A 19,969-nucleotide genomic window follows, 5' to 3' on the forward strand; every position below is an offset into this window, starting at 1 on the left:
CATTAAGGGTAGACCGGCGCGGGACCCCGAATTTCATCAGCGCACATACCTTTCACCTGCCGCCCCCGCTAGTGTTCATTCATGAGCCTGCTGGACGATGATTTGCTTGAGACCTGGGTGACCGGATGGGCGCAGGCCCGCGGCTATCGAACCCGACGGGAAGGCCGTTTTCCGGCGGCTTTCCTGCACGACAAAACCAACGACTGGGAGTACTTCGCCTTGGAACCCTCCCATGACGAATTCGCGGCGCTGGCTTCCTCGGCCCGGATGAGTCCCGGGCGGCTCTTCACCATCGTCACCGGACGCGTGAATGAAATCCACGGCGCCGCCTTGGTTTACGGGCTGAATGTCCGGTCCGCGGACGAGGTTTTCATGACACTGGACATGACCGGGCAGGACATTGAAGACCCGCTGCCGCTGGACGGTTTTGAAGCGGAAACGGTGCGCAACGGCAAGGTGGGCACCGTTACCGTCACAGCCGACGGCGAGCTGGCCGCGCGGGGCAGCGTGGCGATCGTGGAAGGGCATGCGGTGTACGACCGGATTGTCACCGAGCCCGGGTTCCGACGGCGCGGGCTGGGCAGCTACGTGACGCGGGCTCTCACCGCAGTGGCCATGGAACACGACGCCGATTCCGGGCTGCTGGTCGCCACCGCCGACGGGCTGGAACTGTACACCTACCTGGGCTGGGAAAACCTGGCCAGCGTGGTGATGTTCGAACCGCGGCTGTAGGCGTCTGCGGCCGGTTTGCGGTGGCTTTTGCGGTCGCGTTTGCGGCGAAGACGCAGCGGTTCAGCCCGGAGCTGAGCGGGCGCGTTTAACAGCGGCTGTCCGGACGGCCGGTGGGAGAATGGCACAGTGGCCCTACATGATTCCCTGATCCCCCTGCTCGGCTCCGGCGCCGACCCGGAACAGCTGGTCCATGTCCACGAAATCCCCGCCCGCCAGGCTGTTCCCGTTCCATGGCCGGACTGGGCGCACCCCGACGTCGTTGCCGCCTACGCCACGGTGGGTGTCCACGAACCCTGGCGCCACCAGATTGAAGCCGCAGAGTCCGCGCACTCGGGGCAGCACACGATTATTTCCACCGGCACCGCCTCCGGAAAATCCCTGGCCTACCTGCTGCCGGCCCTGGACGAGATCCACCGCACGGCACTGGATGACCGGGTCACGCTGGAGCCAACCGGGTCGGTGGCCCTCTATCTGGCCCCCACCAAGGCATTGGCCGCTGACCAGCTTTCCGCCGTGAACGCCCTGCAGCTTCCCACCGTGCGCGCTGAAACATACGACGGCGATACAGACACCGGTGCCCGGCGCTGGATCCGGGACCACGCAAACCTGGTGCTGGCCAACCCCGACATGCTGCATTTTGGCGTGCTGCCCAACCATGCCTGGTGGGCCAGGTTCTTCCGCCGGCTGAAGTACGTCATCATTGACGAGGCCCACAGCTACCGCGGTGTCTTCGGTTCCAACGTTGCCAACCTCATGCGCCGGCTGCGCCGGATCTGCCGCTACTACGGCGCCGACCCGGTGTTCATCGGAGCGTCCGCCACCTCGGCGGACCCGGCCTCCTCCTTCGGCAGGTTGATCGGCGGCGAGGTCACCGCCGTCACCCGCGACGCCTCTCCGCACGGAGCCACCACCGTGGCGCTCTGGGAGCCGCAGCTCACCGACCTCAAGGGCGAAAACGGGGTGCGCTCCCGGCGGACCGTCATTGCCGAAACCTCCGACCTGCTGGCCAACTTGGTGGCGGCACAGGTCCGCACCATTGCCTTCATCAAGTCCCGCCGGGGCGCCGAAACCATTGCCACCATCACCCGCCGGCTGCTGGATGAGGTGCATCCCTCGCTGCCGGACCGGGTGGCCGCGTACCGCTCCGGATACCTGCCCGAGGAACGCCGCGAGCTGGAACGCCGGCTGCGCAGCGGCGAGCTGCTGGGCATTTCCAGCACCTCCGCCCTGGAGCTCGGTATCGATGTTTCCGGGCTCGACGCCGTGCTGGTGGCCGGCTGGCCCGGCACCCGCGCTTCCCTCTTCCAGCAGATCGGCCGGGCCGGCCGCTCCGGCCAGGACGCGCTGGCCGCCTTCGTGGCCAGTGACGATCCCCTCGATACGTACCTGGTGCACCATCCGGAGGCGATCTTCGACATTTCGGTGGAAGCAACTGTCTTTGACCCGTCCAACCCCTATGTGCTCGGCCCGCACCTCTGTGCCGCCGCCGCCGAAATCCCGCTGACCCCCGACGAGCGGGAGCTCTTTGGTCCCACCGCTGCCGGACTGCTGGATCAACTGGTGGACCAGGGCTACCTGCGGCGCCGGCCCTCGGGGTGGTTCTGGACGCATGCGGAAAGTGCAGCCGCCCTGGTGAACCTGCGGGCGGACGGCGGCGGGCCGATCAACATTGTGGAATCCGACACCGGAATGCTGCTGGGCACCATGGATTCGCCGCAGAGCCAGTACCAGGCCCACACCGGCGCGGTCTACGTGCATCAGGGCCAGACGTTCCTGGTGGACGAGCTTAATGAAGCGGACCACTGCGCCATGGTCACCCGCGGCAACCCGGAGTTCTACACCCAGGCCCGGGACGTCACCCAGATTGAAGTGATCGAGACGGAACGGACCTCGCATTGGGGCGAAATCCAGGTCTGCTTTGGCACCGTGAAGGTCACCACCCAGGTGGTCTCTTTTCAGCGCAAGGCCCTGATCTCCAACGAGATCCTGGGCGAGGAGCCGCTGGAACTTGAGGCCAAGGAACTGTTCACCAAAGCGGTGTGGTTTGTCATTGACGAGCACCTGCTCACCGGGGCGGGCCTGATTCCGGCCGATTTTCCCGGCGCCCTGCACGCTGCCGAGCATGCCTCCATCGGGATGCTGCCGCTGATCGCCACCTCCGACCGCTGGGACATCGGCGGCGTTTCCACCGCCCTGCACGCCGACACCGAGAAGCCCACCATCTTCGTGTACGACGGACATCCCGGCGGTGCAGGCTTTGCGGAACGGGCCTATGAAGCCGCCGAGCTGTGGCTGACCGCCACCCGCGACGCCATCCGTGCCTGCGAGTGCGAGCGCGGCTGCCCCTCCTGCGTGCAGTCCCCCAAGTGCGGCAACAAGAACAATCCGCTGTCCAAGGCCGGTGCGGTGACCCTGCTGCAGGTGCTGCTGGACAACGCCCGCAGCAGGGAAACCGAACCCGGCTCCGGCGCTGCTCCCGCTGCGGCTGCAGCAGCGCCGGTCCGGCAAGCGGGCTAAGACCAGACTCACGGCGGAGGTCCGGCGCGGGCATGCCCGGTGGCAGGCTGCGGCAGCAGCGGGACGGGCACCCGGGTTTCCACCTGGACGGTCCGCTCTCCGGTGTCCACCGTGCATGCTGCCAGTACGGCGCCGTTGCGGCCGGCCACCTCTGCAGCCACCACGCACGGCTCTCCGCTCCGAAGTTCACGAACCGTGTCAGCGGCCGCGAGTGCTGCCAGATCGGCCGCGGTGGCCGCCCTGCTTGCGGCCACCGCGGTTTGCAGCAGCATCAGAACGGCTGCGCACAGGATCAGCAGCAATAGTCCGGAACCCAGCACCATGACCGTGCCCGCGCCCTCCTCGGTTTTATCTCCTTTCCCGGCCGCAGCGGCCGCTCGCGCTTCTCCCACGTTGGTTCGTCCTTTCGGCTGGTCGTGGTCCGATCTGTCCGGTTGCCCGGCGGCACGCTTCCTCTGGCTTGTTTAGTTTCCGGGTGGCAGGGATTCCGGAAGCGCCGCGGCAGATCCGGTCAGCTCAAGCGGCAGCCGGTCCAGCAGCGGAGCCGAGACGGAGGTCCCTACTTCCACCAGCATCCATTCCCCGTCCGCGGTGACGGTCACCCGTGCACCGGGTCCTGCGATCCGGCGGGCCGCGTCCTCCGCTTCGGCGGTGCCTCCGCGCATGATTTCCCGTGCCGCCGCCCGCGCGGCTTCTTCCACCCGCAGTTGGGTGGCTCCCGCTGCCACTCCCGTCAGGACGGCGGCCAGGAGCAGCACGACGGCGGGCAGGCCCACGGCCAGTTCAGCGGTCACCGCTCCGCGTGAGGACTCTGCCGGTGGATTCTCCCGCTGTACGCTACCCAAGGGTGAGGGCACTGCGGATCAATCCCATGAGCAGGGACCGCACCTCGCCGCTGCCCAGGACCGCTACCAGAAGGGCGGCAAAGGCAACGGCCGCCAAGGTGGCAATCGCATATTCTGCCGTTGCCATTCCTGCTTCGCTGTCGCGGAAGCTTCTCCGGCGGCGCTCCCCTCTGTTGAGGGGAATCGGCAACACGTTCTCCGTTGCCCGGGGGTAGAGCACGGTCACTGTGCCGAATCCCGAGCCGCAGGGTTGGCTCCCGGAAGCCGGCGCCCCGGGACTGTGCTCCGTTGAAAAAACGGGCGCGTCCGGCTCGCAGTTCGACTCACCGGTGCTGCCCCGGCCGCGCTGGACGGTGGTAACGGATCTGCTTAAACCTGGCATGGTTCCTCCTGATGTGATTGCTGTGAGCTGTAACTGCACCGCTGTTGAGGCGGTGATCCGATCCTTCATCGGCCGGCCCCTCGGAACCAGTGAGGATGTTGCCGTTCCGGACAACGCCCGCGGGCAAGACGGTTGTGGAGGATGCGCAGCACCCGCGCAGATGTGTCTTAGGGAAGCGACGGCAGCAGGGACATCAGCAGCGGCACCACTGTCAGGGCCACGAATGCCGGGAGCGCACACAGCCCCAGGGGAACCACGAGCCGGACCCCCAGAGCCGCGGCACGGCGTTCCGCTTCGCGGGCCCGGCGGCGGCGTATCTGCGCCGCCTCCGCCACCAGGACCGCAGCTGACGGCGCCCCGGTGGTGGCTGCGAATCTCAGTGCTTCGCGGAGGTGTGCTGCGGGCTCGGGGAGCCGGCTGCGCTCCGGTGCCGCCAGATCCCACGCTGCCGCCCAGGGGGCACCCAGCTCCAGGGCAGCCTGCACCCGGCAAAGACACACTGAGGTGTCCGGTTCCACTACCTCTGCCAAGACGGAAAGCGCCTGGAGGAGCGGCTGCCCGGCCTCCAGCATGGCTGCCGTCAGATCCAGCATCAGGGCAGGATCCTCTATGCCTGCCCCGGGAACGGCGTTGTGTCCCGGTGTCCTCTGCGCACCGTCCCCGTTTGGAGAGACAGTTAGCGGCGCGGTATTCCATCCCGGCAGCAGGAGCAGCGCAACGGCGGCAGCAAGAAATACCGCCACCAGGGCTCCGGTCATCAGATGCCTGCTGCCTGACGCACGAGCGCACGCGACCAGAACCTTCCAGCCAGGGACAAGGCAACTCCTGCCGTCCCTGCCAACCAGCCAAGGGGACTGCCCAGCAGCACGCCCACGGGATCTGCCCCCAGCAAATAACCAAGGCCCAGCCCTCCCACCGGTAACCAGGTCAGCAGGCGGACGGTTGCCTGGGGTCCGGCCATTGCGGTCTCCCGCGCCGCCTGGCTGTCCAAACCGCTCTCCAGCTGCGCGGCATACCGTCCGAGGACACCGGCCAGAGGTGCACCGCTGCGCTCCGTCACGCTCACGCACGCCGCAAGTCCGGTCCACAACCCGGCCAGGGATGCTGCGTCACGGCTCCGGCCCGACCGCCGCGTCTTCCGAGCTGTTCCAGTCTGTTCCTGCGCAGCGGCACGGAAAACCGGTACAGGGCTGATGCCCAGGGATGCGGACTGCGCGGCGGCCTCCAGCACCGGCAGCAGCCGCGCGGGCAGGGACCCAGCGGATTCCTTCCCGGCCGCTGCCTGCAGGGTTGCTGCGTCAGCCCAGAGCTGGTGCGGGGCGCGGCCGGCCGCCAGCAGACCAGTGAGCTGATGGATCAGAAGTGGCAGCTCCTGCAGTGCCGGCTCAGAACGGGACCGTCGAAAGTCCGAAGATAGCCGATGCAAAAGCGAGGGCCGCAGGAACCGGTCCTCTGGCCGGCCGGGACCCGACAGGCGGCGGCCCAGGCCCGGACTCAATTGCCCCGGGTTTCGGGAAGGCGACAGCAGCAGAACCGCCGACAGCCCGAGCAGCCCGGTAATCCAAAGACCGGTCATGAAACGGAGGTCTCCAAGGCCCCGGCGATTCCGCAGGAGGGCTGTTGCCCGTCTGGGCGGGACGGTGCCGCTTCCTCCCCGGAACCGCCGATCCGCCCCTGAAGCGCAGCCCACCCCTCGCCGTGCCGATCTGCAGCATCCGTTGGCAGCAGCGGCCGCAACGCCGGCACCGCCAGCAGCCGGCCGTCAGCCGATGCCGTGATCACGGCTATTTCGGCAACCCGGCGGCCGGCGGCGCTGCGGGCCAGATGCACCACCACGTCCAGGGCGCTTGCAGCCTGCAGAGTAACCGCGGTGCTGCTCATGCCGGCGAGCGCCCCGAGAGCTGCCAGCCGGGCGGGAACATTGGCAGCCGAGTTGGCATGGATTGTGCCACCGGCGCCGTCGTGACCGGTGTTCATGGCGGCCAGGAGTTCACGGACCTCGGCGCCGCGGCACTCCCCCACGATCAGCCGGTCCGGCCGCATCCGCAGAGCCTGGCGCACCAGTTCGGCCTGATCCACTGACCCGGCTCCTTCGACGTTGCCATGCCGGCTTTGCAGGCCCACAACATGCGGGTGGCGGGGATCCAGCTCTGCGGCGTCCTCCACGAGCACCAGCCGTTCGTGCGGTTTACTCAATGACAGCAAGGTGGAGAGCAGTGTGGTCTTTCCCGTGCCGGTGGCTCCGCTGATCAGGAAGTTCAGGCGGGACGCGATGATGCGCCGAAGCACTGCGGCGCACTCAGGATCCATAGTTCCACCGGCCTGCAGTTCCTCCATGGTGAAGGTCAGCGTGCGCCGGATGCGGATGGAGAGCAGCGTGGAACCGGTGGATACCGGACGCAGCACCGCATGGACCCGGTAGCCGCGCAGCTGAACATCCACGCACGGATTGGAGTCATCCAGCCGCCTTCCCCCGGCGGCAATCAACCGGGCGGCAAGTCCCTGAACCTCCGCGTCGGAACCGAACCGCAGCCCGGTCAGTTCCAGCCCGTGCCCGCTGTCCACCCATACCCGGTCCGGCCCGTTCACGAGGATGTCGCTGATCCCCGGGAGTAACGCCAGTTCCTGCAGCGGGCCGAGCCCCTGCAGCTCCGCCTGCACCCGGTCAACGGCGCGCAGGGCCCCCTGGGTGCCGAGCAGCCGCCCGCTGGAGTGCACTGCCGCTGCCAACCGGGCGGCGGTGACGGGCTCGCCGTCGTCCAGCATCCTGCGGCGAACCTCCCGCACCATGGTCGAATCACCGGCGCGGGGCGCCTGGTCATCTGCGGGCAAGGAAGATGCTGCCCGGCGGCCCTTTGCCCCGCTCATGACAGCGGCCTTTGCCTCGGGTCAGCGGGCTGGGGCACCTCGGCGGCAAACCGTTCCACCAGCTGTCCGGTTACCCGGCGGATGCTGCGGCTGCGGCCACGCTGCAGCAACAGTCCGCGTGCCTCGGCGTGTTCGAGGCGGCGCGTCGCGGGCAGGTAGCCGGCCAGGGGCAGCCCGGCGGCGTCAGCTGCACGGGCGTCGTCCAGTCCGTCGCCCAGCGGTCCGCGGACCACTGCTGCTTTGGGTACGGTGCCTCCCAGGCTTCGACTCAATGATCTGGCTGCGAGTACGGGCCGCAGCCGTCCCGGAACCACCACCAGCAATGCGTCGCAGGAGAGCAGCAGCTGACCGGGCAGGTGCCGTGCGCAGTCCACAATGGTGAGGGCAAAGGCCGCACGGGCTGCGTCCATGACTGCCCGGATGCTTTCTTCTGCAGGAGCTTCAACCAAGGACTGTGTTCCCGAATACCCGGGTCCCGCCTCGCCGTCGTCGGCATCGGAATCCGCGGAACCACCGGCGAGCAGCGCGAAACCCGACACCCGAGGCAGCGCAGAAGTGAGCTGCACCGGGTTCAACGCCCCGCGGACCTCCGCCAAGTCGGGCCAGCGCACTCCGGGGACTTCACCGCTTCCCAGGCTGGCGTCCAGTCCACCGCCGAGGGGGTCGCCGTCCACCAACAGCGTTTCCATCCGGTGTTCGGCAGCTTCCTGGGCCAGCCAGCACGAAAGGGTGGAGGCCCCGGCTCCCCCGCTTCCGCCCACGACTCCCAGCACAAAGCCCGAATTGTGTTCTCGCCGGCGACCAAGGTATTCCGCCAACCAGCCCGAAGCCGCCGGAAGCACGGCTACGCGCGCGGCTTCGAGCCGGGCAGCCTGCTTCCACAAATCCGTGTCCTGCTCGAAGCCCACCAGGATGGTTTCCGCCCGTCGACGCCGGTTCCTGTCCGGTGACATACGGTGTCCAGGTCCCACACCCGCCAGATCGCTGCCCAACAGCATCACTTCTGGGTTGCGCTGGAATGCGGCTGCTGCGTCCGGTATCACTTCCAACTCCACGCCCGCTGCCGCAGCAATTCTGGCCACCTCATCCTGGATCCGCTGGGATGCACTGATCAGGATGACCGGCGCCGAGGTGCTTGGACCGCGGGCCGTTGAATGGGACGGGGCGCTCTCCGTGCGCAGGTTAAACCGAGCCGGTGCCCGTGTGTGTTCCGCCGGGAACTGCGCCCGCAGCGCGCGTGCCCTCCGGTGCCCGGAGGACGGCACCCACAGTTGTTCTTCGCTCATGCCACCAGACTCGCCCAGCCGCAGCAGCAGCACAGCGGACCACTGCAGCACTGGGGACAAGCCGAGGTTGCCCGTACGGTGTGGAGGACGGGCGTGAAGGAACACAGCGCCAGCAGTCCGCGTGGGAGGATGGATGGGCTGCATCCGCGGTGAAAACAGAAGTGGAACAGGAAGGTATGCCGGACGCATGACGTACCTGCGCATCAACGGCATGGACCTCTATGCAGAGGTTGCCGGCGACGGCGCCCCTGTTCTCCTGCTCCACGGCGGCTTTTGCTCCCTCGAATCAATGCGGGAGCTCTCCGGTTCCCTGGTCCCGCACTATCGGGTGCACGCCTTCGAGCGTCCCGGCCACGGCCGCTCCGCCGACATCGACGACGAATACAGCTACGCCCGGGGCCTCGCCGACACCATCGCGTACCTCGACAGCCAGAACCTCGAAGCGGTTCATGTCATCGGTTACAGCGACGGAGCCATCCTCGGCCTGCTCCTTGCCCTGGAGCAGCCGGACCGCGTCCGTTCGCTGACCGCTATTAGCGCCAATCTGGATCCCTCGGCCTTCAGCACCGACGAAGAGCACCAATCACTGGTGCTCACACCGGCGCGGCAGAGTCCTGTCCACACCGCTGGCGGACCCGACGGCGACGGCGCATCCGCTCCGGCCGCCAAGCCCGACGTCGAACGCCTGCACTACGAACGGCTGTCACCCGACGGCCCGGAACATGCCGACGTCGTCCTCAATAAGCTGTTCCGGCTCTGGACCACGGAACCGAACATCCCGGCAGCGGACCTTGCCCGCATCACCGCTCCCGTCCTGATCATGGCCGGGGACCGTGACTCGATTCGGCCGGACCACACCCTCCTGATTGCAGCCTCCATTCCCGGCGCCCGGCTGTGCATTGTGCCGGGCGCTTCCCACGGGCTGCTGGCCGAGCACCCGAAGCTGATCAGCAGCGTGATCCGCGGTTTCCTCCCGGCCTAGGCCCGCTCATAAGCCTCCGGGCACCCGCATCCCTAGCGTGAGCGGCGCAGCAGCCAGACGAAATACGGCGCGCCGATTAGCGCAATCATCAGCCCGGCCGGAATAGAGGCGGGGGCGATGAGCGTGCGGCCCAGCGTATCCGCAACGCAGACGAGCAGCGCTCCCAGCATCATGGACACGGGGATGAGGCGCCCGTGCCGCGCTCCGACCAGAGCCCGGGCAAGATGCGGAGCCACCAGGCCCACAAAGCCCACTGCTCCGACGGCGACCACGCTGAGTGAGGCGAGGACGGCCGCGACGGACAGCACCCCGAGCCGGGTCCGGTCCAGCTGTACGCCCAGGATGCGCGGAGTGTCCTCATCCACAGCGAGGAGGTCCAGCTGCCGCCGCATGCCAAACAGCAGCGGAACCGCGACAACGAGCGCGATCGCGACCGGAACGACGTCGGGCAGCGTCCTTCCGTACGTTGTGCCGGAGAGCCAGGTGAGGATCCGCGGCGTATTCCATGGATCGGCACGGAGCAGGAAAAAGGTCGTCAGGGCGCTCAGCCCGTAGCCGCAGCCGATGCCGATCAGCACGAAACGGTCCGGCAGGAACCCGCCGCGCCAGGTCAGGAGGGCAATCAGGCCGAACGTGGCCAGTCCCGTCGCCACCGCGGTGAGGATCAGGAGGGGCCGTCCGCCGCCGAGCATGGTGACGACTATGACGGCGCCGAGGCCCGCGCCGGCGGTGATGCCGAGGATGCCGGGTTCGGCGAGCGGATTGCGCACCGTGCTCTGCACCACGCAGCCGGCCAGGGCGAGCGCGGCACCGGCCAGCAATGCTGCAAGGACACGCGGCATCCGGTCATCCAGCGCCCGCCCAATCAGGTCCGGTGCCGTGCCGTTCAGCCACAGGGCAACGTCGCCGGTGCGCAGCCACAGGCTGCCGGCGAGCAGGCCCGCCACAGCGGCGGCCGCGAGCAGGACGCCGGCACCGGCCAGCACCAGCACGAAGCGGCGACGAGTGCGCAGCCCGCCGCGTGCCTGCGGGGGCTGCCGCACCGGGCCGGAGTCCCGCAGCCGCAGGGCGAGCAGAACAATGACCACGGCCCCGAGCAGGGCGGTGGGGATCCCGGTGGGAATGGACGAAGCACCTTCAGCCCCGAGGAGAGCCCGCAGGGTCGCGTCTGCCAGCAGGATCAGGAGTGAACCGAGAAGGCCGGACACGGGAATCAGGAAAACGTGGCGGTTCAGCACCGCGATCCGGCTGGCAAGCAGCCGCGCGAGTACCGGTGCCCCGAGACCGACAAAGGCGATCGGCCCGGCAAGCGTCACGGAGACGGCGGTGAGCACGACGGCGGCAACAACTGCGGCGATGCGGGTTGAACGGAGCGGCACGCCGAGCGAAAACGCGGTGTCATCGCCGAGGCCGAGCACGTCCAGCCGCCTGGCAAGCAGCAGGGCACCCGCGAGCGCGACAATGATGACCGGCGCTGCACGTACGGACGCGTCGAGGTTCAGCTGCGCCAGGGATCCGCTGCCCCAGGCAAAGAGACCTGTCGTGTTCTCCTTGAAGAGGATCAGGAGCATCGCGGTGGCCGCATCCAGGGCCATGGCGGTCGCGGACCCGGCAAGGATGAGCCGTGTGGTTCCCGAGCCGGCGGAAGTTCCGGCGAGACCCAGCACGAGTGCGGCAGCGGCCAGCCCGCCCACAAACGCGACGCCGCCGGATGCCCAAAGCGGAACAGCCAGGCCAAAGGCGGCGACGGCGGTGAGCGCGAAATAGGAACCGGCGGTGACCGCGAGGGTGTCCGGAGACGCGAGGGTGTTCCGGGAAATCGACTGCAGCAGCGCTCCGGCAACCCCAAGCGCGAAGCCCACCCCCACTCCGGCGAGCAGACGCGGCAGGCGGGAACCGGTCAAAATGTCGCTGACCGGCACGCCGCCAATGTCCTCCCGGGCACCGCCGGCCAGGCGCACCAGATCCAGCATGCCAACTCCGGACGTGCCCTGGGTCAGGTGCCACATGCCCACCAAAACGACGGCGGTGAACAGGGCGGCCAATACGGCCGCCCCGCTCATCCCGGCGCGAAGACCGGCGTCCGGCACCGGAGCGTGTCCGGTGCCGGGCGGTGCTGTTCGGGCGGAGTTGCTCAACCCTGCTCGGTAATGATGTTGACGTACGCGTCGATTGCCTGCTGGTTGGACAGCGGACCGCCGGCACCCCAGACTCCTGCCGGGAACGCGTGCGCACGGCCTTCCTTCACGGCAGGAAGAGCGGTCCAGATCGGGCTCTTCTCAAACTCGCTGACATACCCGTCGGCACCCTCGTCGGCAGAGTAGAAGAAGGTGGCGTTGCCGACGGCGGTGAGGCCCTCGATATCCGTCTGGCCCAGGCCGTACGAGGGATCGACGCCGCCGCTGCCGTAGGAGGCATCAATCTCGTCCGTCCAGGCAGCGGTGAGGCCAAGCTCCTCGCCCAGCGCGGTGAAGAGCGCACCCTCGCCGTACGGGCGGATCACCACGTTGCCGCCTTCCATCCATCCGTCGAAGAAGAGGAAGTCGGTGGTGGGCAGGTCAACGGCCTGGACCTTGTCCTTGGCAGCAGCCAGGTGTGCGTCGAAGTCCCCCAGTACTTCGGCGGCACGATCGGTGCGGCCGGTCGCCTCGGCGATCATGGTGAACACGTTCTTCATGTTGCCGATCGGGTCCGCTCCGTCCGCGCCGACAGTGGCAAGCACGGGAACGCCGCGTTCCTCGAGCTGGGCGATGAGTTCATCGTCGGCGCTGTAGGCCTCGATGATGATCAGGTCAGGGTCCGCTGCGTAGAGTGCGTCCATGTCGGGCTCGCCGCGGGTGCCGATGTCGGCAACGCCCTCCGGGATGGTTTCGGCGCTTACGTACGTTCCGTAGCCCTCGGCGTCGGAGACCGCCACAGGTGTTACGCACAGTGTGAGAGCGTCCTCGATCTGCTGCCACTCAAGCACCGCGATGCGCTCGGCGGGCTTGTCGAGCTCCACCGTGCGGCCCACGCCGTCGGTCATTGAGACCGCATCGGTGGAGGTGGTCGTTGTGTCTGCCGCGCAGCTCTCGGACGTTGCGGCGGCGACATCGGCAGCTTCGCTGACCTCGGTGGTGCCGCAGGCGCTGAGGGCGAGGGCGGCGACGGCCAGTGTCGCGGCCGTGCTCGCAAAAGAACGGGAACGGATCATCGGTGGTCCTCTCGGGTGGCGCTCCGGGGCGGAGCAGGAACTTGGGTTGCGGTGCGGTTGGCATGGCGTCCAACGGGATCGATGCGCAGATGGTTGGTGCGCGGGTCGAGGGTGACCTCGACGGAGAGCTCGTACACTTCGCTGATGTTCGCGGCGGTCAGTACCTCGAGCGGGCTGCCGGAGGCGTGGATGCGGCCGTCCGACAGCAGGAGCAGGTGATCGGCGATCCGGGCAGCGTGGTCGAGATCGTGCAGCACGATGCCGACAGCAACGCCGTGGTCATCCACAAGGTCGCGGACCAAATCGAGGGTCTCGATCTGGTAGCGGAGGTCAAGATGATTGGTTGGCTCGTCCAGCAGGACGACGCCGGTCTCCTGCGCTACGCACGCGGCGAGCCAGACGCGCTGCACTTCGCCGCCGGAGAGTTCCCCGACCGGCCGCTGCGCCATGTCCATGACTCCGGTGGCGCGCAGGGCACGGTTCACGGCGCTGCGGTCCGCGGCGGAGAGGCCGGCAAATCGCCGCCGGTACGGGTGGCGGCCGAAGGCAACCACCTCACTCACCGTCAAGCCCTGTGGAGCCGGCCGCGACTGGGCAAACAACGTGACCTCACGCGCGAACTCGCGCGCACTGAGCAGGGAAGCCTCGCGTTCGGGCCGGTCGATTCCGCCGCCCAGCTTTACGGTCCCCCCGTCGACGCGGTGCAGACGTGCCAGGGAGCGCAGCAAGGTCGACTTCCCGCTGCCGTTTGGGCCGACAAGCGCGGTGACCCGGCCGGGTTCCAGCGTCAGCGAAACACCCTGGACCACGAGCGTGCTGCCGTAGCGGAGTACCAAATTCTCTCCGCGCATCGCCTGGAGCCGCGAGCACTGGTCTTGCACTGTGGACATAGGGAACCTGAATCGTCGCGGGCCTGAGGCGGGAGGGCGGCGTACCAAAGGCGTTTACGGACCACGCGGGTTAGGGTTGCCAAACCTAATATAAACGATACTGGTGTGACCTATGTAATGAGGAGTGACGCACGTTTTTATTCGTCATGTTGGGTCGGCTGAAGCACCGCCGGCAGGCAGGGACAATGGAACCATGTACGTTGTCCTCTCCGCCGCCGGGCCGGCCTCCCCCGCCGGGTCCCTGTTGCTGCAGGAAATGGACGAAACCGGGCAGCCCGGCGCAGCACCCGCCGTCGTCGCCCCCGGGCACCTGGCCGCCGCGGTGCGGCATTACGAGGAACGGCCGCAGAACGTCCGCTGGGTTTTCGGCAGCACCCGGGACATCTATCCCCGCCTGCTGGACGCCGGGGTCACCGTGGAACGCAGCCATGATCTGGCCCTGGTCCGCGGGATCCTGCGTTTTTCCGAAGCCGTGCCGGCGTCCCCTTATATCGACAAGCTGCGTGCCGAGACGCCGGGCGAGGACGCGGACCTGCTCCCGCGCCAGCTGCTGCCGGTCCAGCCGGCACCGAACCAGAGCTCGCTCTTTGAGGAACTCGAGGGTTTCGATGCCCTGGCCGGCAGGCGCGGTCCGTCGCCGGAGGACCAGGCGGCCGAGCTGCAGGACCAGCTGGCGGCCATCGCGGCTTCCTCCGCCCCAGGCCGGCTGGCACTGCTGCTGGCCGCCGAATCCGCCGGCGGCCTGATTGCCGTGGAAATGGAGCACGCCGGCCTGCCCTGGCGGCGGGACATTCACGAAGCCATGCTGGAGGCCGAGCTGGGGCCGCGCCCGCCCGAGGGGCAGCATCCGGTGCGGCTGGAACAGCTCGCAGCAGAGCTGCGGGACAAACTGGGCAACCCGGGGTTCAATCCGGATTCGCCGCAGGAACTGCTGCGCGCCCTGCACCGGGCCGGCATTGAGGTGAAATCCACCCGCTCCTGGGAGCTGCAGCAGCATGAACACCCCGCCATTGCTCCCCTGCTGGAATACAAGCGGCTCTCGCGGCTGCTGAGCGCCAACGGCTGGACCTGGCTGGATGCCTGGGTGGACGGCGGCAGGTTCCGGCCCGAATACGTGGTGGGCGGGGTGGTCTCCGGCCGGTGGGCCTCCCGCGGCGGCGGTGCCCTGCAGATTCCCAAGTACGTGCGCGATGCGGTGCGCCCGGATCCGGGTTACCGGTTGATTGTCGCCGATGCCGCGCAGCTGGAACCCCGGGTGCTGGCCGCTCTGGGCCGAGACAATGCCCTGGCTGCCGCGGCCCGCGGAAAGGACCTGTACCAGGGCATCGCGGACCAGAACTTCAACGGTGACCGGGCGCTGGCCAAAATGGCCATGCTCGGTGCCATGTACGGTGCCACCTCGGGTGAAGCCGGCCGGTTGATGCCCGCCCTGACCCGGTCCTACCCGCAGGCAATTGGAGTGGTGGAGCGCGGCGCCCGGGCAGGGGAAGCCGGAAAGACGGTCAGCAGCCATTTGGGCCGCACCTCGCCGCCGGTCTCCGAACGCTGGCTGCGTGCCCAGCAGACCGCGTCCGCCGAGGAACAGCGCCGCGCCGATTCCCTCGCCCGCTCCCAGGGGCGGTTCACCCGCAACTTTGTAGTGCAGTCAACGGCGGCGGAATGGGCGCTGTGCTGGCTGGCGGAAATACGACGGCGGCTGCGGGCGGCGTCGTCCTCCTCCCCGGCGGGGCAGCTGGTGTTTTTCCTGCATGACGAAGTGATGCTTCATGTGCCCGCAGACCGGGCAGAGGAGGTCAGCGCCCTGGTCACCGAGGCCGCTGCGGCAGCCACCCGCCTGCTGTTCGGCCGGATCCCGCTGGAATTCCCGGTGGTGGCCGTAACCGTGGATTCCTACGCCGAAGCCAAGTAACGCTCCGCCGCACGCGACGGCACAGGAGCCGGGAACCAACGGATAACGATCAGGGAGTAGGCCAACAGGAAGGCCAGCGAGAAGGGCAGGGACGCCCACGGCAGGTCGGTGGCATTGAGGTCCCCGAAGCCCGCCGCGCCCAGGCCGAACGCTCCCAGGTTGTTGATGACGTGCAGCGCGATGGCCGCTTCCAGCCCGCCGGTGCGCCAGGTGATCCAGCCGGCCGCGACGGCAAAGGCAGCCACGTCAATCTGCCCCGCCGGTCCGTAGCCGTGGCCCAGGACAAAGAGGGGAACCGGCAGCAGAATGGCGAAGGCCGGATGGCGCAGCCAGGAACCGATGCCCTGCATCAGCAGACCGCGGAACACATACTCCTCAGCAGTTGCCTGCACGGGCACCAGCGCCAGGACCACCAGCAGCAGAAGCCAGACATCACCGGGGTTTGGTCTCCCGTCCGGGACTCCGCCGCTTCCTCGCAAGGACTCCGGCACCAGCAGGCTCAGGGCGTTCAAGGCAGCAAACAGGCCGGCCGCGAGGACGAGCGGCTTGGGAAACAACCGCCAGCGCAGCCGGCCGGTGACCGAAGAGAGAGTTCCGGCGGAACGCCTGCCGCCCCACCGCACGCCCAGTGCCGCCGCGGGCCACAGCAGGCAGACGGTTCCGAGCAGAAAGGCGAGCTGCACCGGGTCCCCGAGGTCTGATTGCGCTGACAATGCCCGGTCAACCATGGCGGAAACCTCCGGCACAAAGATCCCCACCACCGCTGTTATCCCCATCGCCAACATCATCAGGACAAAAAAGAGGACGACGGTGACCAACACCGTGGTCAGCGGGTGCCACCAGCGGTAGCCGGGCAGGGAGCGGGGCAGCCGGTGAAAGGGATAGGCGGGAGCGGTGGCCGGAAGATCAGTTGTCATGCTCCCAGCCTGCCCGCCCGGCGCCGCGTAACGCTTCGGCCAATCGGCTCCCGCCACCAGCCACATGGCGGAAAAGACTTCATGCTTTTGGCTAATTGTTCTCCGGCAGACCGCTCACTAGGATTTCTAGAATGCCGCTCCCGACTCAACGCCCCAGCCCCTGGAAGACGGCCGGCATCACCGCCGCCGCCGCGGCAGTCGGGGTCCTGGTTTTCCTGATCGTCCGCGGCTCCATGCTGCCGCCGGACGACGCCGATCCGCTGCCTTTCATAGGGCTGATGTTCCTGGACTTCATCCTGGGTCTGACCGCCGTCGGCCTCCTCCCCATCGCCCTGCGCCGGTCACCCGTGGGCGCCGGACTTGCCATCATTGCCCTCAGCGGACTCTCCACCCTGGCCCTTCCCGCCGCCTGCCTGTGCATCGTCCGCGTCGCGGCCCTGCGGCGACCTCGTCTTCTGGCCGCCACTGCGCTTGTCTTTCTTGCAGCAGTGTTGGTCGACTTAGCGGTCAACCCGGTTGATGGCGCCCAAGACTACGGGTGGGTGCTGTTGATCGCTTTGGGCATGCTGGGAGTTCTGGTGCTGATTGGGCTGAACCGCGGCGCCAAAAGAGCATTGATCGTCTCCCTCCGGCAGGAAGCGGACAGCGCCCGTCGGGAACAGGATGCGCGGGCGGATCAGGCACGGCTGGCCGAGCGGACCCGGATCGCCCGGGAAATGCACGACACCCTGGCGCACCGCCTGAGCCTGATCAGCATGCATGCCGGCGCCCTGGAGTACCGCACCGATCTGGAGCCGGAGACCATCCGTTCCACAGCCGGGGTCCTCCGGGAGACCGCTGCCAAAGCCGCGTCGGAGCTGCGCCAGGTACTGGCCGTTCTTCGTGAAGAGCCGGAGGCCACGGCGCCCCAGCCCAATATCTCCTCCATTCCGGCACTCGTGGAATCAGCCCGGGCGGCCGGCACCGACATCACGCTGAGCATCGAACCGGCGCTGCTGGCAGCCGGAGCGGATGGTCCCGCCGATGCCACCTCCCGCCATCTGTACCGGGTGGCGCAGGAGGGCATCACCAACGCCCAAAAACATGCTCCCGGCCATCCCGTGGCTGTGTCCCTCACAGGTGCGCCCGGGGAGGGCATCACGGTGACGGTCAGTAATCCGGTTTCCCGCTCCACGTCCCCTGCACCGGACGGGCTCGGCCTGATTGGGCTGGCCGAGCGGGCCAGGCTCTCCGGCGGCTCCTTTGAATCGGGTGCTAAGCGCGGGGTCTACACCACCGCAGTGCAGGTTCCGTGGTGAGCACGGATCCGCTGAAGGTCCTGCTCGCGGACGATGAACCCCTCATCCGGGCAGGGCTCCGGCTCATCCTCGACGGAGCGCCGGATATTGCCATCATCGGTGAAGCGGACGACGGCGACACCGCCGTTCGGCTTGCCGCCGAACTATCGCCCGACGTCGTCCTCATGGACATCCGGATGCCTCGCCTGAGCGGCATCGCCGCCACGGAGCGCATCACGGCGGCGCCGGAGCCGCCCCGGGTGATCGTCCTGACGTCCTTCGACACCGATGATTTCATCCTGTCCGCACTGCGTGCCGGTGCGAGTGGATTTCTGCTCAAGGACACGCCGCCGGCAGACGTGGTCTCCGCCGTCCGGGCGGCGGCTGCCGACAACCTGCGCTTCTCCCCCGGTGTCCTCAAGCGCATCGTGGCGGCCGCGGCGGCCGCATCCGCAGAATCAGCGGAGCCCGCGTCACAGCACAACCCGCTGGCGGTCCTCAGCGAACGCGAGCACGTCATTGCCCGGGCCGTTGCCCGCGGGCTGACCAATGCGGAGATAAGCGCCGAGCTCTATGTCAGCATTGCCACCGTAAAGACCCACATCGCCAACGCCTTCACCAAGCTGGATGTGACCAACCGCGTCCAGCTGGCCGTGACCGTCCTGCAGGCCCAACCAGCGTCTACAGATCGGGAACGATTTCCCGGTTTTCATCCCAGGGCAGAGTCCAGCCCAGCTCCTCAAGCACCCCGTTGAGGATGATCCCGGTGAAGCCCCACACCAGCACCCCGTTCACGAGGAAGGCGGGCGAGCGGTGCTTGTTCCGGCCGTGGCTCATCACCGCGGTGCGGCGGTTTTCGGGGTTCAGCAGGTCCGCCACCGGGACCCGGAACACGGACGCCGACTCGCCGTAATCCACCACATCCACCGGGGTGGGCCGGTCCCACCAGCCCAGCACCGGAGTCACCAGGAAGTTGCTGACCGGCAGGCCAACCTCGGGCAGCGTGCCCAGAACGACGACGCCGTCCGGGTCCAGCCCCGTTTCCTCCTGCGCTTCGCGCAGGGCGGCGGCCTCCGGGCCGGAATCCACCGCGTCCACGGAGCCGCCGGGAAAGGCCACCTGCCCGGGATGGTCGTTCAGGGTGGCGGCCCGCTCCACCAGCAGGACATCCAATTCCTCGGGAACACCGGCGGTACGGAAGTCAGCGGGCTTGTCATCCAGGTTGCCGAAGAGGATCAGCACCGCGGCACGGCGGGCAGTGGCCGGGTCCACGCTGCGGCGCAGCAGCTCCAGATTCGCGTCGAAGCTGGTGCTGCGGGCCGAGGCTGAAACACCCAGCTCCCTCAGATCGGCGTAGGCGCTCATGCTTCCAGCCCGTAGCCCGCGGCACGCAGCTGGGCACGGGTCTCAGCGGCCATCATCCGGGCGTGCAGTTCCTCGCGGCCCGGAGCCAGCTCATACTTCAGCAGTTTTTTCGCCTTTTCCGGATCCGTTTCGCCCTCGCCGTAGGACGGGCACAGCGCGGCCACCGCGCAGGCGCCGCAGGCCGGGTTTTTGGCGTGGCAGACCCGCCGGCCATGGAAAACCACCCGGTTGGACAGAGGCGTCCAGTCCTTGGGTTCAAACAACTCGGCGACGTCCTCCTCCACCTTCACGGGGTCCTTGGCAGTCGTCCAGCCGAACCGGCGTGACAGCCGGCCAAAGTGCGTGTCGACCGTGATCCCGGGGATGCCGAAGGCGTTGCCGAGCACCACGTTGGCCGTCTTCCGGCCCACTCCCGGCAGCGTGACGAGCTCTTCCAGCTTGTCCGGCACCTCGCCGTCGTACTCATCCACCAGCCGGGTGGACAACGCCTTGATGCTGGCGGCCTTGGCCCGGAAGAAACCGGTGGGCCGGATCAGCTCCTGCAGCTCCGTCTCGTCCGCCTCGGCCAGTGCCTTGGCATCCGGATAACGGGCAAACAGCGCGGGAGTGACGGCGTTGACCCGGATGTCGGTGGTCTGCGCCGACAAGACGGTGGCCACCAGCAGCTCAAACGCGTTGGTGAAATCCAATTCGGCCACGGCGTAGGGGTACAGCTCCCCCAGCATCCGGTTGATCTTCCGGGCCCTGCGTTTCAGGGCCAGCAGGGAGGGATCACTCCCGGTTGCCTTTGCCACTTGGTTGGTGTC

The 19,969-nt window shown here is 68.0% G+C and carries 19 protein-coding genes; 6 read left to right on the forward strand and 13 right to left on the reverse strand.

Annotated features, from left to right (window positions below; translation table 11 throughout):
* Positions 1–81 precede the first annotated feature (81 nt).
* Both CXR00_RS03360 and CXR00_RS03365 read left to right on the forward strand, forming a co-directional pair.
* Entirely contained in the window at positions 82–732 is a 651-nt protein-coding gene (locus tag CXR00_RS03360; protein WP_104053086.1) for a GNAT family N-acetyltransferase, read from the forward strand.
* 126 nt (positions 733–858) lie between these two features.
* Positions 859–3,249, forward strand: a complete 2,391-nt coding sequence (locus tag CXR00_RS03365) for a DEAD/DEAH box helicase (RefSeq protein WP_104053087.1) — start codon at positions 859–861, stop codon at positions 3,247–3,249.
* An 8-nt stretch (positions 3,250–3,257) separates the two neighbouring features.
* Here the strand turns inward: CXR00_RS03365 and CXR00_RS03370 are convergent, their stop codons facing one another.
* The 7 genes from CXR00_RS03370 to ssd all read right to left on the reverse strand — a co-directional run bounded on the left by CXR00_RS03370 (position 3,258) and on the right by ssd (position 8,630).
* Positions 3,258–3,641: an Rv3654c family TadE-like protein gene (locus CXR00_RS03370; RefSeq protein WP_237688610.1), complete on the reverse strand. Its 384-nt coding sequence runs from the start codon at positions 3,639–3,641 to the stop codon at positions 3,258–3,260.
* 72 nt (positions 3,642–3,713) lie between these two features.
* Positions 3,714–4,043 carry a TadE family type IV pilus minor pilin gene (locus tag CXR00_RS03375; RefSeq protein WP_237688611.1) on the reverse strand — a complete coding sequence of 110 codons (330 nt, stop codon included), beginning with the start codon at positions 4,041–4,043 and terminating at the stop codon, positions 3,714–3,716.
* A gap of 43 nt (positions 4,044–4,086) precedes the next feature.
* Complete coding sequence (locus tag CXR00_RS18720; protein WP_308470489.1) at positions 4,087–4,545, reverse strand: DUF4244 domain-containing protein; 459 nt, start codon at positions 4,543–4,545, stop codon at positions 4,087–4,089.
* A gap of 98 nt (positions 4,546–4,643) precedes the next feature.
* Positions 4,644–5,234 (reverse strand): type II secretion system F family protein, encoded by a 591-nt coding sequence (locus CXR00_RS03385; protein ID WP_104053091.1) that lies wholly within the window; start codon positions 5,232–5,234, stop codon positions 4,644–4,646.
* Complete coding sequence (locus CXR00_RS03390; RefSeq protein ID WP_237687089.1) at positions 5,234–6,052, reverse strand: type II secretion system F family protein; 819 nt, start codon at positions 6,050–6,052, stop codon at positions 5,234–5,236. The genes CXR00_RS03385 and CXR00_RS03390 overlap by 1 nt, the downstream gene beginning before the upstream one ends.
* A complete protein-coding gene (locus CXR00_RS03395; protein WP_104053706.1) occupies positions 6,049–7,266 on the reverse strand; it encodes a TadA family conjugal transfer-associated ATPase in 1,218 nt (405 codons plus the stop codon). Before CXR00_RS03395 ends, CXR00_RS03390 begins: the two co-directional genes overlap by 4 nt.
* 74 nt (positions 7,267–7,340) lie before the next feature.
* A complete protein-coding gene (ssd, locus tag CXR00_RS03400) occupies positions 7,341–8,630 on the reverse strand; it encodes a septum site-determining protein Ssd (RefSeq protein ID WP_181032459.1) in 1,290 nt (429 codons plus the stop codon).
* A 187-nt stretch (positions 8,631–8,817) separates the two neighbouring features.
* Here ssd and CXR00_RS03405 point away from each other — a divergent pair, with 187 nt between their 5' ends.
* Positions 8,818–9,612, forward strand: coding sequence for an alpha/beta fold hydrolase (locus CXR00_RS03405; RefSeq protein ID WP_104053093.1), 795 nt, complete (start codon positions 8,818–8,820; stop codon positions 9,610–9,612).
* A gap of 32 nt (positions 9,613–9,644) precedes the next feature.
* On the opposite strand, the gene CXR00_RS03410 is transcribed toward CXR00_RS03405, so the two are convergent.
* Genes CXR00_RS03410 through CXR00_RS03420 form a run of 3 tightly spaced genes read right to left on the reverse strand, consistent with a single transcriptional unit; the run spans position 9,645 to position 13,695 of the window.
* Positions 9,645–11,750: an iron ABC transporter permease gene (locus tag CXR00_RS03410; protein ID WP_104053094.1), complete on the reverse strand. Its 2,106-nt coding sequence runs from the start codon at positions 11,748–11,750 to the stop codon at positions 9,645–9,647.
* Positions 11,747–12,805, reverse strand: a complete 1,059-nt coding sequence (locus CXR00_RS03415; RefSeq protein ID WP_104053095.1) for an iron-siderophore ABC transporter substrate-binding protein — start codon at positions 12,803–12,805, stop codon at positions 11,747–11,749. The genes CXR00_RS03410 and CXR00_RS03415 overlap by 4 nt, the downstream gene beginning before the upstream one ends.
* Positions 12,802–13,695, reverse strand: coding sequence for an ABC transporter ATP-binding protein (locus CXR00_RS03420; protein ID WP_104053096.1), 894 nt, complete (start codon positions 13,693–13,695; stop codon positions 12,802–12,804). Before CXR00_RS03420 ends, CXR00_RS03415 begins: the two co-directional genes overlap by 4 nt.
* A gap of 193 nt (positions 13,696–13,888) precedes the next feature.
* Here CXR00_RS03420 and CXR00_RS03425 point away from each other — a divergent pair, with 193 nt between their 5' ends.
* Positions 13,889–15,604, forward strand: a complete 1,716-nt coding sequence (locus CXR00_RS03425) for a bifunctional 3'-5' exonuclease/DNA polymerase (RefSeq protein ID WP_104053097.1) — start codon at positions 13,889–13,891, stop codon at positions 15,602–15,604.
* Here CXR00_RS03425 and CXR00_RS03430 read toward each other — a convergent pair.
* A complete protein-coding gene (locus CXR00_RS03430) occupies positions 15,586–16,521 on the reverse strand; it encodes a CPBP family intramembrane glutamic endopeptidase (protein ID WP_181032460.1) in 936 nt (311 codons plus the stop codon). The two genes, CXR00_RS03425 and CXR00_RS03430, sit on opposite strands and share 19 nt — an antisense overlap.
* A gap of 131 nt (positions 16,522–16,652) precedes the next feature.
* On the opposite strand from CXR00_RS03430, the gene CXR00_RS03435 reads away from it, so the two are divergent.
* Together CXR00_RS03435 and CXR00_RS03440 are read left to right on the forward strand one after the other, a co-directional pair.
* Positions 16,653–17,819, forward strand: a complete 1,167-nt coding sequence (locus CXR00_RS03435) for a sensor histidine kinase (protein ID WP_104053099.1) — start codon at positions 16,653–16,655, stop codon at positions 17,817–17,819.
* Positions 17,816–18,553, forward strand: coding sequence for a response regulator transcription factor (locus CXR00_RS03440; RefSeq protein WP_258060257.1), 738 nt, complete (start codon positions 17,816–17,818; stop codon positions 18,551–18,553). Before CXR00_RS03435 ends, CXR00_RS03440 begins: the two co-directional genes overlap by 4 nt.
* On the opposite strand, the gene CXR00_RS03445 is transcribed toward CXR00_RS03440, so the two are convergent.
* The gene (locus CXR00_RS03445; protein ID WP_104053100.1) at positions 18,480–19,163 is read right to left on the reverse strand and encodes a CoA pyrophosphatase; all 684 of its coding nucleotides are present in this window, start codon (positions 19,161–19,163) and stop codon (positions 18,480–18,482) included. The two genes, CXR00_RS03440 and CXR00_RS03445, sit on opposite strands and share 74 nt — an antisense overlap.
* Positions 19,160–19,957 carry an endonuclease III gene (nth, locus tag CXR00_RS03450; protein ID WP_258059833.1) on the reverse strand — a complete coding sequence of 266 codons (798 nt, stop codon included), beginning with the start codon at positions 19,955–19,957 and terminating at the stop codon, positions 19,160–19,162. The genes CXR00_RS03445 and nth overlap by 4 nt, the downstream gene beginning before the upstream one ends.
* Positions 19,958–19,969: the final 12 nt, after the last annotated feature.

The sequence above is a fragment of the Arthrobacter sp. 9E16 genome (genome assembly GCF_002929435.1).
In the GTDB taxonomy this organism is placed as follows: domain Bacteria; phylum Actinomycetota; class Actinomycetes; order Actinomycetales; family Micrococcaceae; genus Arthrobacter_B; species Arthrobacter_B sunyaminii.